This is a genomic window from Paenibacillus sp. BAC0078, from assembly GCF_054483875.1.
Map to the genome: position 1 here is coordinate 228,353 of NZ_JBTLRW010000001.1, position 14,366 is coordinate 242,718.

The 14,366-nt window shown below is 48.2% G+C and carries 15 protein-coding genes and 2 riboswitches; of the genes, 2 read left to right on the plus strand and 13 right to left on the minus strand.

Features of this window, described 5'->3' with window-relative positions:
• Window positions 1-5: 5 nt before the first annotated feature.
• Window positions 6-506, minus strand: coding sequence for a preQ(1) synthase (gene queF, locus ACX1DY_RS00995; protein WP_025708122.1), 501 nt, complete (start codon window positions 504-506; stop codon window positions 6-8).
• Between the two features lie 85 nt (window positions 507-591).
• Window positions 592-630: riboswitch (PreQ1 riboswitch) on the minus strand.
• A 250-nt stretch (window positions 631-880) separates the two neighbouring features.
• Between queF and ACX1DY_RS01000 the strand changes: the two genes are divergently transcribed.
• Window positions 881-1,222 carry a hypothetical protein gene (locus ACX1DY_RS01000; protein WP_458962341.1) on the plus strand — a complete coding sequence of 114 codons (342 nt, stop codon included), beginning with the start codon at window positions 881-883 and terminating at the stop codon, window positions 1,220-1,222.
• A 59-nt stretch (window positions 1,223-1,281) separates the two neighbouring features.
• Here ACX1DY_RS01000 and murB read toward each other — a convergent pair whose 3' ends face one another.
• The 9 genes from murB to ACX1DY_RS01045 form a co-directional block, all read right to left on the minus strand.
• Window positions 1,282-2,193, minus strand: coding sequence for a UDP-N-acetylmuramate dehydrogenase (gene murB, locus ACX1DY_RS01005; protein WP_458962342.1), 912 nt, complete (start codon window positions 2,191-2,193; stop codon window positions 1,282-1,284).
• Between the two features lie 201 nt (window positions 2,194-2,394).
• Window positions 2,395-3,201, minus strand: a complete 807-nt coding sequence (locus ACX1DY_RS01010) for a (2Fe-2S)-binding protein (RefSeq protein WP_458962343.1) — start codon at window positions 3,199-3,201, stop codon at window positions 2,395-2,397.
• Between the two features lie 12 nt (window positions 3,202-3,213).
• The gene (locus tag ACX1DY_RS01015; RefSeq protein ID WP_458962344.1) at window positions 3,214-4,020 is read right to left on the minus strand and encodes an ABC transporter ATP-binding protein; all 807 of its coding nucleotides are present in this window, start codon (window positions 4,018-4,020) and stop codon (window positions 3,214-3,216) included.
• A 161-nt stretch (window positions 4,021-4,181) separates the two neighbouring features.
• Window positions 4,182-4,811, minus strand: coding sequence for a histidine phosphatase family protein (locus tag ACX1DY_RS01020; RefSeq protein WP_458962345.1), 630 nt, complete (start codon window positions 4,809-4,811; stop codon window positions 4,182-4,184).
• Window positions 4,812-4,936: 125 nt separating this feature from the next.
• A complete protein-coding gene (locus ACX1DY_RS01025; RefSeq protein WP_458962346.1) occupies window positions 4,937-6,754 on the minus strand; it encodes an APC family permease in 1,818 nt (605 codons plus the stop codon).
• 126 nt (window positions 6,755-6,880) lie between these two features.
• Window positions 6,881-7,039, minus strand: a riboswitch (cyclic di-AMP (ydaO/yuaA leader).
• 190 nt (window positions 7,040-7,229) lie between these two features.
• A complete protein-coding gene (locus tag ACX1DY_RS01030; protein ID WP_458962347.1) occupies window positions 7,230-7,661 on the minus strand; it encodes a disulfide oxidoreductase in 432 nt (143 codons plus the stop codon).
• The gene (locus ACX1DY_RS01035; protein WP_458962348.1) at window positions 7,661-8,413 is read right to left on the minus strand and encodes a DsbA family protein; all 753 of its coding nucleotides are present in this window, start codon (window positions 8,411-8,413) and stop codon (window positions 7,661-7,663) included. Before ACX1DY_RS01035 ends, ACX1DY_RS01030 begins: the two co-directional genes overlap by 1 nt.
• A gap of 94 nt (window positions 8,414-8,507) precedes the next feature.
• Window positions 8,508-10,376 (minus strand): ATP-binding protein, encoded by a 1,869-nt coding sequence (locus ACX1DY_RS01040; protein WP_458962349.1) that lies wholly within the window; start codon window positions 10,374-10,376, stop codon window positions 8,508-8,510.
• A gap of 178 nt (window positions 10,377-10,554) precedes the next feature.
• Window positions 10,555-11,874, minus strand: coding sequence for a hemolysin family protein (locus ACX1DY_RS01045; RefSeq protein WP_458962350.1), 1,320 nt, complete (start codon window positions 11,872-11,874; stop codon window positions 10,555-10,557).
• A gap of 335 nt (window positions 11,875-12,209) precedes the next feature.
• Between ACX1DY_RS01045 and ACX1DY_RS01050 the strand changes: the two genes are divergently transcribed.
• On the plus strand, window positions 12,210-12,623 hold the full coding sequence (locus ACX1DY_RS01050) for a hypothetical protein (RefSeq protein WP_458962351.1): 414 nt from the start codon (window positions 12,210-12,212) through the stop codon (window positions 12,621-12,623).
• On the opposite strand, the gene ACX1DY_RS01055 is transcribed toward ACX1DY_RS01050, so the two are convergent.
• The 3 genes from ACX1DY_RS01055 to ACX1DY_RS01065 form a co-directional block, all read right to left on the minus strand.
• A complete protein-coding gene (locus ACX1DY_RS01055; RefSeq protein WP_458962352.1) occupies window positions 12,586-12,948 on the minus strand; it encodes a YmaF family protein in 363 nt (120 codons plus the stop codon). The two genes, ACX1DY_RS01050 and ACX1DY_RS01055, sit on opposite strands and share 38 nt — an antisense overlap.
• A 195-nt stretch (window positions 12,949-13,143) precedes the next feature.
• On the minus strand, window positions 13,144-13,548 hold the full coding sequence (gerQ, locus tag ACX1DY_RS01060) for a spore coat protein GerQ (protein WP_458962808.1): 405 nt from the start codon (window positions 13,546-13,548) through the stop codon (window positions 13,144-13,146).
• A 271-nt stretch (window positions 13,549-13,819) separates the two neighbouring features.
• Window positions 13,820-14,242, minus strand: a complete 423-nt coding sequence (locus ACX1DY_RS01065; protein WP_458962353.1) for a cell wall hydrolase — start codon at window positions 14,240-14,242, stop codon at window positions 13,820-13,822.
• Window positions 14,243-14,366: the final 124 nt, after the last annotated feature.

A 14,366-nucleotide genomic window follows, 5' to 3' on the forward strand; every position in this document is an offset into this window, starting at 1 on the left:
CCGGATTAACGGTTGTCCACTTTCTCAGGATACAAGTCATGATTGATCAGCCGGTGCTCGGCCATCGCTTCATATTTAGTCCCCGGACGCCCCCAGTTGCAGTAAGGATCAATGGAAATGCCGCCACGCGGGGTGAATTTGCCCCAGACCTCAATATAACGCGGCTCCATCAGCGAGATCAGATCGTTCATAATAATGTTCACACAGTCTTCATGGAAATCGCCATGATTGCGGAAGCTGAACAAGTAGAGCTTCAGTGATTTCGATTCAACCATTTTTTGTTCAGGAATGTACGAGATGTACATTGCCCCGAAATCCGGCTGCCCGGTAACAGGACACAGGCTTGTGAACTCCGGACAGTTGAATTTGACGAAATAATCGCGGCCCGGATGCTTGTTGTCGAACACCTCAAGAATATCCGGATCATAACCGAATTTGTACGTTGTGCCTTGGTTGCCGAGCAGGGTAACCTCCTGCATTTCCTCTTTCAATCTGCCTTCTGACATGACAAAAAACCCCTCTCTTTTCCCCCGGCTGTCCGCCGGAACAGGAAAGAAGAATGAGCTTCGAAAACCTGGCTCTACTAAGAAGCTTAGTTTTTTATAGAGGGAGTTTGCGAACCTCTCCTGCGGATTATCCGCAGAATTCTTCTTTATACATAGTACTGCGAATTGAACTATACCATGCCAGCCGTGGCTTGACAACCCTCACAGACGATCCAAAATCAGTGAAAAGAGCATCCCTGACGCATTTTTTCACAGCATAAATTATTCATAACATTAATTATTATTTTTCCCTCACTGACAGAACTATGGATTCAATTTCGAACAAAAGGGTAACTTAACTTCTATAATCTCCTTGATAAGGATGGGATCATCTGATGGATCAAAGCGAACAGAAACTTATGGATTGGCTGACCGCCCAGGCGGGCGCAACCATTGTCATTAAGAAACAGGAGATGAATGACCACGACACCGTCCACTTCAGTCTGGAATCCGTGGCTTACCGTAATGCCGATGACGTTATTGACGATTATCTGGACAGCGCGCTGATCTTGCGGGGCACTGGCAGTACCCTTAACAGGGATGGCGAGCTAGTACCTCTTCCCCAGCAGAGCTATGAGATTGCCGTCAGCGGGCTCCGCCTGGATGCTGTAGATGACGGTCAGGTTGAACTCCGGACAGATAGAGGAAAGTATTCCATCTCACTGGCTGAAGCATGACCCTGCCTCTTATGCAGAAAAAAACAGGACGCGGCATTTCAGCCTGCGTCCTATATCAGTTACTCTTCTCCAATAATCTCTACTTCCGTCTCGAGCTCCACACCGAACTTATCCTTAACCGTAGCCTGAACATGATGAATCAGCCCGATATAGTCCTTAGCCGTCGCATGATCTGTGTTCACAATGAATCCTGCATGCTTACGCGACACTTCAGCACCGCCGATTCTTGTTCCCTGAAGTCCGCTTTCTTGAATCAATTGCCCGGCAAATCTTCCGGGAGGGCGCTTGAAGACACTTCCGCAGGAAGGATACTCCAGTGGCTGCTTCGATTCACGCTGGTAGGTCAAATCGTCCATTATGGCTTTGATATTCGCTGAATCCCCCGGCTGCAAGGCAAATCGGGCCTCCAGCACAATGAAGTCCCCGCTGGCGAAGACGCTTTTACGGTAGCCCCACTCCAGTTCATCCCCCTGCAAAGTCACCAGCCGTCCAGCTTTGTCAACGGCAAGTGCGCTATGCAGCACATCCTTGACCTCACCGCCATATGCTCCAGCATTCATGTACAGCGCTCCGCCTACAGTGCCAGGAATTCCGCAGGCGAACTCAAGCCCGGCAAGCTGCTTCTCCAAAGCAAATCTGGAGACATCAATAATCTTTGCGCCGCACTGGGCATAGAGCAAATCGTCCCGCAGCCCCATTTCGGTTAATTCAGAGGTCAGCAGAACAATTCCGCGGATGCCTCCGTCACGGATAATGACATTCGAGCCATTACCCAGGACTGTAAGCGGAATTTCATTTACGCGGGCATATGTAACAATGGACTGAAGCTCCTCATAGGTCACTGGCGCTGCCAGGACGTCCGCCTGACCGCCCATACGGGTGAACACGTGGCTCTCCAGCACCTCATCGCGCTTAACCGCTCCAGCCCGAACCAACTGCTGCAGATCCTCATATATTTTGCTGATATTCATCTTCTTTGCTCCTTTGACTCTATAAAAATAATGATCCTTATTCACCGGATAATCATACTCCGCTGCTTATATGCAAAAAAATAGTGTGGAATTTAATCAGGGCAACCACAACTTTAACAACGAACAGGCTCCCTTGTCAATGACGGGAGCCTGGGCCTGCTGCATATATAATCATTATGAGTCAGATTTCACGTTTATAACCTATCCTTGGGGGCGGGCCGCCTTTTTGCGGTATTCTACCCGCCGTGCCGCTCTCTCCTCTTCTTTCAAGCGGGGACAGGTGTAACAGTAGCTTCCACCTTCAGTCCGGTAATAGAGACAGCAGCGGTTGCGCATCTGCACGGTCCGCTCCGGGTCGTCCAGCGCTTCTATTCTGCGAACCGTGACATCAAACGGATTCCGCTTCATCCCGAGAATTTCTGCCGGCAGACTGTGCTTCAGATAGCTGTAATCGTCCTGTAAAGTATCCAGCAGCTTGGAATCCTGAAGCCCATCTGCAAACTGCTCCATATAGTAGTTGAATTTAGTCGGCAGTTGGCCCCATATATCACTCAGACTCAGACCGCTTGCCTCATGCAAGCTCCGCAGTAACGGAGCTGCTGTATCACGGTAGAAGCGGGTCAGTACCTCATTGCGCCAACCCTCACGCGCCGCTTCCTTCGGGGCATTCTCTATCTCCCAGTCCTGTAGCGAAAAAGCTATCCGGCAATACCCGTTGGCCGGAATGAGATGGTTGGATAAACAAGACAAGCTTACTATCGGTATTGAGGAATATACGGAGAGCGAATATTGCACCGCGAGCGCCAGACTCGAGAACCAGCTTCCCATATATGCCGCAGCCGCTTTATCATCCAGTGCTTTCATAAGAGGGCGGTAACAGTCGAGGAAAGGGCGCATTCCCTCTTCATGGACAAGCTCCAGCGCCTTAAAAGAATGCAGAGCCTCGGCAGGTTGTACGGGATGAAGGTCAAACTTGCTGATCAGCTCTTGGCTGAGCGCTTCATTCATACCCTTGCCTCATTACATTGCTACCGCTTTGTATGCCGCCAATTCATAAGGCAGGCAGAGTGGCACACCTGTACGCGGATCAGGAACAATATCCGCTTCGATCCCGAATACCTCACGCAGCACACCCGGCGTCATTACCTCGGCCGGAGTGCCTTCGCTGATCACACTGCCCGATTTGATCGCCACCATATGCTGGGCATAACGGGACGCATGGTTCAAATCATGCACAACCATAATAATCGTGCGGCCTTCCTCCTCGTTCAGCTTCTGCAGAAGCTGCAGCACCTCCAATTGGTGCGCCATATCAAGAAACGTTGTCGGCTCATCGAGGAAAAGAATATCCGTCTGCTGAGCCAGAGCCATAGCAATCCAGGCCCGCTGGCGCTGCCCCCCGGAGAGGCGGTCAATCGGGCGGTCATGGAACGCTTCCATCCCGGTAACAGAGATCGCCTTAGCGATAATTTCGCGGTCCTCCGAAGTCATGGTGCCGAAGCCCTTCTGATGGGGATAGCGGCCATAGCCAACCAGCTCAGAGACGGTCAGACCATCCGGAGCGGTAGGATTCTGCGGCAGAATCGCAAGCTGCCGGGCTACCTCTTTTGTGGACAGATTGTGAATCGACTTGCCGTCCAGCATCACACTGCCGCTCTTAGGCTTCATGATACGCGCCATAGTCTTGAGAATGGTAGATTTCCCGGAGCCGTTGGCCCCGACAAGCGCTGTGATCTTCCCTGTTGGAAGGGACAGATCCAATCCCTTGACGATCATCGTCTCAGCATATCCTATACTTAATTGTTCTGTGTTCAAACGTTCTGACATGGTTTTCACTCCTAAAAAAGTTTTAAGGAGCAGTTGCTCCTGCAGGTTCAACATCACAGTAAAATTTGCTTCGTAACATTCGCTTAAATTGATAAGCCGAATGCCTTAGTCTCACTCCACTAAATGATATTGATTCTCATTATCCATGTCAATATAAATGTTTAGTTTTTGGTACAATTTAGATGCTCCGTATGGTTTTCTATTGAAATTTCCCAGCCTCCGTCACAATACTCCACTTTATGAATACTGGTATATGAAGCCGGGAATGTTTTGCTGCTTTTGTTTGTCCAATCTAACCCTCTTAGAATATGATAAATAACGTTTATTACACCACCGTGTGTAACAACGACTACATTTTCATTATGACTGCTTCTTACTTGCTCTTCGCATAATTTCATAAATGCCTCTTTTATACGAGTGAAAAACTCAAGAGGACTTTCACCGCCAGGATACCTCTCATCCATCTGTAAACTTGCGAAATACAAACCAGGATACCGTTCATCTACGATTTCGTTGGGCATACCGGCTATGACACCATTGTTCGTTTCTCTCCAGTAACTGCTGCCTTCAACTGGCATTTCTAGTGCCCTGGCAATCTCATTTGCCGTATCTAATGCCCGCTGCAAATCGCTGCTAATGATACGATGAATGTTAAATGTGGACTTATTTTCCTTGAGATAATGGCCGAGCTTCTCCGATTGCCTGTAACCCTGGGCTACAAGTCCACGCTGACTCCATCCGCCGCGAAAACCTTCTTCATCTATACCATGTCTTACAAAATAAATAGCCATTTCCCTTCTACCCCCTTTAATAGTCGTAATACATATAATACCATATTGATGAATTCTATTTCTTCCATAAAAAAAGGCCGCTTCCGGAATCCCCGGAAACAGCCATGATAATGCAGTCTATCTGTCTATTTGTGCAAATGAAAAGGCACGGTTGCTACAACAATGTCTTTTTGATTCATGAGATAAGAACGGATGAACAAGCTGGTCTGGTTATGCAGGATGGCCTGCCACCAGTGCTTGGTAATAAATTGCGGGATCAAGACGGTGATATGGTCGGTTGAAGCTGTCTTCCACTCTACCGTATCAATGAACTTGACAAGCGGACGGATAATGCTGCGGTAACGGGAACGGAGCACAATCAGGCGTACACCGGGGTTCCACTCCTCCCATTTCTGCTCCATCTTGTGAATTTCTTCTTCATCAAAACCGACGTACACAGCCACCACATTGTCCGTCAAGGACTTGGCGTAGCTGATTGAATGTAGCACCGCACGTGTCACACCCGCGACAGGAACGACTACTGTGCTTCCCTTAATGCAGGGCTTATCTGTTGCCGGGCAAATACGCAGCTGATCTGCAGTATTCAGATAATGGTGGTGAATGCGGTGGAACACGAACATGACAACAGGCAGGAAGATAAAGGCCATCCATACACTGGAGAACTTCGTAATAATGAAGATCATTGTAATTGTCAGAGTTGTGAGCATCCCCACCGTGTTCACAGCAAATTTATTGTGCCAGCCTTTGGGCTTGGTCTTGAACCAGTGCACCATCATGCCAAGCTGGGACAGTGTAAACGGAATAAACACACCCACCGCATACAAAGGAATCAAGCTCTCGGTATTACCGTGGAATGCCGTTACAAGCAAGGCCGATAGGACCCCAAGAAAAATAATGCCGTTGGAGAAGCCCAAGCGGTCACCGCGGACCATAAATGCATGCGGCAGGTACTTATCCTTAGCGAACATGAAGGCGAGTAGCGGAAACGCCGAGTAGGCTGTATTGGCAGCCAGGAACAGGATCACTGCTGTAATGCCTTGAATGAAAAAGTACAAAGCGCCGCGGCCAAAGGTGGATTCGGCAATTTGTGAAACAACTGTCGCTTTTTCATCCGGTGTAACTCCATACCAGTAAGCAAGCAGCGTAATCCCCGTGAACATGATCCCGAGGATAATCCCCATCATCATCAAGGTTTTGGCGGCATTTTTCTCCGCCGGGGCTTTGAAGTTCGGAATGGCATTGGATACAGCCTCGACACCCGTCAGCGCCGAACAACCGGAGCTGAAGGCCTTGAGCAACAGAAACAGGCTGACGTTGGAAACGGCCGACCCGATTTCAGGGACACTCGCATGAGCGCCGCCGGTTATATATTTGAATACTCCTGATATAATCAGCACAAAGATCGAGATCACGAACAGATATACCGGAATGGCAATGAAGGATGCAGATTCCGTAACCCCCCGCAAATTGACAATGGTCAAGAGCAGAATTACGGTAACAGCGATAAGTACGCTATGATTATGCAGACTTGGAAAAGCGGATGTAATCGCATCCGTACCCGCCGAGGCACTTACCGCAACGGTCAAAATGTAATCCACCAACAAAGAGCCTCCGGCGAGCAAGCCGGTTGGAATCCCGAGGTTGCTTTTGGCTACGATATACGCGCCGCCGCCCTGAGGATAGGCAAAAATGGTCTGGCGATAGGATAAAATCAAAATAGCCAGCAGGCCCAATACGGCTAATGCAATTGGCAGTGAATACCAGATGGCTGTAAAACCGGCAGCCACCAAGACAATCAGGATTTGTTCCGTCCCATAGGCTACAGACGAGAGCGCATCAGAAGATAGGACAGCCAATGCTTTTACCTTGGATAACTTTTCATGATCGAGCTCATTCGACTTCATCGGACGCCCGATCAATAGTCGTTTTACCTTGCTTACCATTGTAGTAACAGTTCCTCTCTTTGTTAAGCTGAATCGGTAGTACCGTGCGCTGTTTTCATCGGCGGGTTTCATAAATGCAGGCACAAAAATAAGCATACGGAAATGATCCGCATGCTTATAGCATCGTCATTATCCCACCGTTGCTTACGAGGTTAGCTGGCGGATTCGGACTGTGGTAGCCCTACGGTTGGGGTCATTTGACCCGCTCCCGATTCACCCCTTTGGCACATCTGCCAATAATGGTTCCCCCGTTTTCCCTTACGGAAAATTCAGCGCGTATTCAACTTCTCACAAGGACTAATGATAATCTACAACGCGTCTTCCGTAAAGCGGTGAAAAAAATGAAAAAATAATGAAAAAACATTCAAATAACGCAAATCCAGGATGAGGGATAACCCGATCTTTCATTCTCTTCAATTATCCCTTCAACACGTCTTTTTACAGGATTTCGATTAATATTTGTGTCAGAAGTTTCTTACTCTGCCTCTTCTTCTTTACGCCCGTTCCAGAGCAAAATTGCGATTAATGCAAAAGCAATCAGTGCCAGCAACGGAATGGTAATAAACCCGAAATAATTCAGATAATCCTTGTTGCAGGGAACGCCGATTGTGCAGGGAATCACCTTACTGAGGGCGGGAATCTTCTGCTCGGCATAATGATAGAGCGAGATCGAGCCGCCAATCAGGCTTAAGGGGAGCACATAGGGAATAATGCTTTTATCATTCCGGTAGGTGGCAATTCCGAGCAGGATGAGCTGCGGATACATAAAAATGCGCTGGAACCAGCAGAGCTTGCAGGGCTCATATTTCAGCACCTCGCTGAGATACAAGCTGCCTGCTACGGCAATTACGGATACGAACCAGGCCAGATAAAGGCAGTGGCGGCGGCAGAACCTGGAAAACTTCATCACTTGGCACTCACTGCTGTGGTGGCGGCTTTAACCTGTGCGTCAATCGCTTGCATCTTGAAAGGCTCATCCACCTTTACACCATTAACAAAAACTGTAGGTGTGGAAGTTACCCCTGCATCTTTGGCGATCTTAATGTCGCTTTGCAGTTCACTTTCATAGGTGCGGTTCTCAATGTCTTTGCGCAGGAGATCAAAATCAATCGGGAGTTTTTCCTTCTGCGCCAGGCTTACCAGAAAGTCTGCGGTTGCCCACTCCTTGTTCTCGTCACCTTGGTTAGCATAAATAGCATCGTAGTAGGTCCAGAAAGCGTCACTGTTCTGATGGTAGACAGACAATGCGGCCAAAGAGGCCGTTACCGAATCCGGGCCAATAAAGGCCATATTCACAAAATAAAGTGCCGCCTTACCCTGATTCACATATTCCTGAACAAGCTGCGGTTTGATCGAGCCGGAGAATTGGGCGCACGCCGGACATTTGAAATCGCCAAACTCGACGATTTTTACCGGGGCATCCTCTTTGCCTAGTCTTGGCAGCTCACTGTAATTGAAGTTGAATGCTGTACCGGAACCTGCTGTTGACGAGGAACTGTCCTTTGAAGCTAACATGAATAACCCTACAAAGATGATAACAACTAACGCTACTGTACTGATAATCAGAATTCTCGTCTTCTGCTTCTCAAGCTCTGCCCTGCGTCTCTCCTGCTTGTTTAATTGGGGAGCCATGACATTATTATTTTTTGTTTTGCTCAAAAGAGAGTTCCTTTCCGTCCTGTGCGGACTGGTGTGATGAAGTTCATATGATTTAAAATTATATAATTAAAACTCTAGCTTTGGCAAACCCCATTCACACGGCTTCTGTCCCGATCTGTTCAATAGTCTGCAGCGTAATCCGAAAGCTAAATTCGGTCCCGCCGCCATCTGCGGCTGCAGCCCAAATCTCGCCGTTCATTAAATCGACCAGCTTTTTGCATATAGCCAGCCCAAGCCCGGTTCCGGGATAGCTGCGGCTGTGGGAAGCATCCACCTGGGAGAAAGGCTGGAACAACAGCCTCAGCTTGTCAGGCGAGATCCCAATGCCCGTATCCTTAACTGTAAACTGCAGATCCAAGGCTGCTCCAGCAGAATTATAAGGCTCTACAATTACACTAACCTCTCCGGCATGGGTGAATTTGACTGCATTTCCGATTAAATTGACGAGAATCTGGCGGATTCGCGCACTGTCACCGACTACAGTTTGGGGGATCGACGGCTCAAGCTGGAGCTTAAGGCTCAAATTTTTATCGCTGGCATTCACTGCAAACAGGTCCATACATTCCTGAAGCATGGCTGCAAGCTGAAAAGGCTCTCTGTACAGCAGCAAATTCTCTGCCTCCAAGCGGGAGATATCGAGGATGTCGTTCATTACTTTTAGTAGAGCGTGACTGCTTGTGTTCTGGAGCTTAAGCAGGTCTAAATGCTCAGGCAATCTTATTTCCTCTGTGAGCAGTTGATTGATGCCAATGATTCCGTTAAGCGGGGTCCTGATTTCGTGGCTCATGGTAGCCAGGAACTCGCTTTTCATCCGGGCGGCGCTCTCGGCAGCATTTTTCGCCACGATTAACTCCTGCTGATATTCCGCCAATGCGGTAACATCCTCCGCAACGATATACACAAAGTTCTGTTTATCATGTACCAATGGAAAAACAGTAGCGCTGCACACGAGCCTGCGCCCTCCTTTGGTTGTGACTGACAATTCCAGCTTGCTGGATTCACCTTCTGCCGCCCTTTTGACTGCGGTTTTGAGCGCCTCTTCATCCTGACCGGTATACATAACATTTTTATAGTTACCCAGCTCCTCTGTGCCGAACCCTGTTGTCTGCCGGAGTGAAGGATTGACACTGATGACATTTTGACGGACAGGATCAATACAAATCACCATATCCGGACTGAATTCAAACAAGGCCATGTAGCGCTGCTCATTAAACTGCGAGGAGTGCAGCACCCGCTGCCGGTCTCTATATAGAAGAATAAATACGATGGTCACCATGAGCAGAAAGGCACATGCCAAAATCAGCTCCAGTACTGAATCACTAAGGAGCGAGCTTTTCCCTGTATCCATCGCCATATCTGGTGTAACAAAAGAGGCTCCGGCCATCGCGGAGTAATGGGTTCCCAGGAGCGCGCCGGTTAGCGTGAGCATGAGCATTATTTTTTTGATGGTAAACATATTATAGGAATTTCGCACCCAGTTGGAGTCAAAGGAGACGGTAACGACAGGGATAATAAGTGAAAACAAGACAGACCCTGCAATTGAGAGCCTGCTTTGCTCATACTCCAAAGAGGGGTTCGTCGCCAGCCTTCCACAGTAATGCATGATCTGAAGGCCACTGCCAAACAGCAACCCGCCAAATCCGAGGTACAGCTTGTTGCGGGTCCGGGGATGATTGAACAGCACAAGCAGTATATAGGACGCCGCGATGGGGACGCACAATGAAAGAAGTATTAGCGGAAGCGAGTAAGAAACAGCCATTTCCAGCTCTATAGCCATCATACCCATAAAATGCGCACTCCACAGCCCTACCCCCAGTACGCAGGAAATATATAGGATAAAGGAAGGGGTTCTTTTGTCCCGGACCAACCGTTCAGTCAGATCGAGTGCCGCAAAACAAGACAGCAATGCGACTATAATAGAAAAAAGGACAAGCAGCACGTTATAGTGAAGATGATCGGGCATTGCCTCCTCCCCTTTCTCCTTCGGATGATGGATAAGCGCTGGTTACATTCCTTATACCCGACATGAATAGAAGCGAATCGGAAGTTCCTCCTGATGGCGGCAAAGCTTTTATGGTCACGGCAAAAAAGCACAGCGCCAGTACTGAACGCCATGCCTCTAAAGCTTTGCTATTGCTGAATTAAGCTCCCGCCTCTTCCGATAGAAGCTGCTGCACCTTCAACACCTTAATGCGGGAAATTCTTTTGTTATCGGTCTCCTCCACCACGAACAGGTGGCTGTCGAATTCAACCGTCTGGCCATTATGCGGCGGATTCACCTCAAGCTTAGAGTACAGCCAGCCGCCAATAGTGTCATAATCATCGGTCTCCATGTTCAGTCCAAGCCGGTCGTTGATCTCTTCAATCAGCATCAGGCCGTCTATGGAGTATTCATCCTCCCCCAGCTTCTCAACGCCGGGACGCTCTTCATCAAACTCATCCTGAATCTCTCCGACGATTTCCTCCATGATGTCTTCCAGTGTTACCATCCCCGACGTGCCTCCATATTCATCAATCAGGATGGCAATTTGCGTCTTGGCACGCTGCATTACTTTCAGAAGGGCACTGATCTGGATCGACTCGGGTACGGTAAGTATCGGACGGATCAGCTCATCATACTTGAGCGCATTGTCCCGGATCAGATCCTTAATATGAATGAAGCCAAGGATATGGTCCTTATCGCCGTCACAGACCGGATAACGCGTCCGCATGCCGTCGAAGGCAACCTCCAGATTCTCTTCTATTGAAAGATGATTGTTCAGACAGATCATTTCGGTGCGGGGGATCATAATCTCCCGGGCCATCGTATCGGCAAATTCAAAAATATTGTCTACCAAAGTCATTTCCGTATTATCTATAAGTCCGCTCTTGTTGCTCTCCTGCATAATGATGCGAATTTCTTCCTCCGTATGCGCTGTTGCGAGCTCTGAGGCCGGCGCCAGACGGAAAACACTTAGCAGTCCGCGGGCCATACCGTTAACGACCCAAATAAATGGATACATGATACGGTAGAAAACATTCATCGCACCAGCGGCTAACAGCAGCACAGCTTCGGCTTTATTCACCGCAATCGTCTTGGGAGCAAGCTCACCCAGCACAATATGCAGAACCGTAATGAACAGAAAAGCAATGATTAAAGAGATCACAAAAACGGATGTTTCGCCAAATCCTAGGCTTGTTACAATTGGCCCCACAATCGTTGCAATTGCCGGCTCCCCCAGCCAGCCGAGTGCCAGCGAGGCAAGGGTGATCCCCAATTGGCAGGCGGACAGGAAGCCGTCCAGATTGTGTACGATTTTACCTGCTGCTACTGCTCTTTTGCTGCCTTCCTCAATCAGGGAATCAATACGGCCGCTGCGTACCTTCACCATCGCATATTCAACCGAAACAAAAAAGCCATTACACAGCACCAGCAAAATAATAAGACCTACATGTAATATACCGGGTAAAGGGTCGCTCAATTTATACTCCTATCCACCGTCTCCACGATTCAGGCGGATAGGCCCACCTCCTTCGTTTGTTCAAAATGTCAGCCTGGGCAGCTCCAGTTGTTCCTTTCAGTATCAATTTCCCAATGTCTTCATCTCCTGACTGAAATCACGGATATAAATATATACATTATTATATTATTACTCGGAGCATAAAAACAGGTATCTATTGGTGTAAAAATATCGCAGATTTGAAAAGCCAACGAATGATAAGCAAATGAAATTAAATGATGAAATGATTTGTGAAACCGAAACGACCGAGTACAGCCTCAGTACGCAAATTTATACAACGGATAAGAGAGAACCCTATGAAAAAAACCACTACACAAGGAGGCATATTCAAGAAAACGTCAATCGCCGCCGCTTCTGCAGCCGCGCTTGGTCTTGGAATTGTTAGTACCGGCAATAACGAATTGAGATCCGCTGCGGACAACGACCAGATTACAAAGCTTGGAATCAGTGATACTCATGAGGGAGCGACCCTGACTGTTGCAGAGGCTTACCACGATGGAAAGAGCTTGTCCATTGCCTTAACGCGCGAAGGATTAACTACAAACGAAGATCGTTTAGTCGGTGAATCTGCTGCCTATTATCAACTCCGATTACGTGTGCAAAAAAATGCAGCTCTTCTGCAAATAACCCGTCAGGCCAATGGCGCCCGGCGGGTTAATTTATTTTCTTATTTTACACCAGCGGTGATTGAATCAATGTCGCGAAATTAAATTGGTGCATGTGGCCATCATTTAGTGTAGTATGACCCGTCACAAAATGTACGTGTTTGCCGTTTCCTACTGGAATGGCTGGTCCTGTTCTTATCTTCTTCAAATTATGGAAATGGTTCAAGAAGTCAGTGTGTTCGAACTCAATTTCATGGAAGTGGCTTTTTCCTGATTTAATCGCTTGTCCCGTAACACCTGCAAAACGATGGTTGTGCCGATCTGCGCCGGTTTCAGCCAGTTTAGTGCTGCCTTCGAATTCATGTACGTGTCTCTGTGTCTGAATAGTGCCTCTTCTGATCTTCTTAACAGTAGGCCGTATCTTCTGCATCCGTTCTATTCCTCCTTAGAATTAAACGACTTCTCAACATCCTATTAAGGCAGCCCTGGATAGGTGCAAGCAGAAACCCAAAAAATAACTTCACCACTACTCATAATTTCTGGAAGCGCCAAAAAAAGAAACGGCCGCCACCCTCGTAGGGCAACTGCCGTCTCTGGAGTAAGAATGCAGCTTACCGAGCAATGATTAACGACAATTGCGGGTGGTTGGCGGATTGCCGATTACACCTGGATATTGGTAAGTAAGCGGTTCGTTGAAGGTGGCATAATCGAAATTAACCATAAGCAGCACTATCCGCTGTCCGGTAGCTTTGTCGCTGATGATGATATGGTCGCGGCCCGCAGCTTCAAGTACACCTGTGTAGATCTTGGCATTCCATTCTTTGTTGTTTTCGTATGTGAAATAAAAAGTACCTACTTTGCCAAGATTCAGCCGGAAAATGTTTTCGATGTATGATTGCTCAAATACTGGAGCGGTCGTGGGCACAACAGTTCCACTAGGAGTCATTGGGCTGCCGCTGGTAACTGATGGAGGCGTCGCGGGCATGGTGGTCGGCATACCACTTCCCATGCTTCCCATACTACCACCCATACTGCCCATGCTGCCCATTGTACCTGTTCCCATAGAACCTTTACCACTCATGGGACTCATGTTGCTCATAGGGCCCATGTTGTTCATAGGGCCCATGTTATTCATAGGGCCCATGTTATTCATATTGTTCATGTTGCTCATTCCACCTGATGGCATACTGCCAATTGAATAAGTAACTGGACGGTAAGGCTGAGTTATCATTTTCCAAATACCTCCTAAATGTTTTTGTTGCTTGCAAGATTAACTCTGTCTTCGTGGACATCTTCCACTCCTAGAATAATGAAGGACAATCCTCACTGGTTGGCGTAAAGAAGCAGTGTGCTTTGTACCGGCCGGTATTTTGCTGGTTGTACCAGGTCGCCGGGCATTCTCCGACAGGCCGGAAAAACCAGAGCGCATTCGACGCAGGCCATATTCTTTCGCCCCCAATAACACGTCTGGCCAGGCGGACATCAGCGTCACGGGCACGCTGGTAGAAATACCCCTTCTGCGGTGCTTCGAAGCCTCCAGGGCTTTGAAATACCATATCATTCACACTGCGGATGTTTCTAAAGTCCAGGCAGTTGCCAAGTATCCGGTTGACTCCCACATTGCCGACCATTAGCATGCCTGAATCCCCATCCTCTTCGGCCTCTGCCCTCATCAGCCTTGCAAGCACTCTTGCATCCTGCGAGTTCGCCTTAATAACAGCCACGCCTTCTCCTCCTTAGCTGCACTTTTCTCTACTGCTCGCTGTATTGTATGTGCATTCGCCCAAGAGGTGACAGTCATACCCAAATTCCGCCCAGTTCTTGAATCTCAGCATACAAATATCCCCT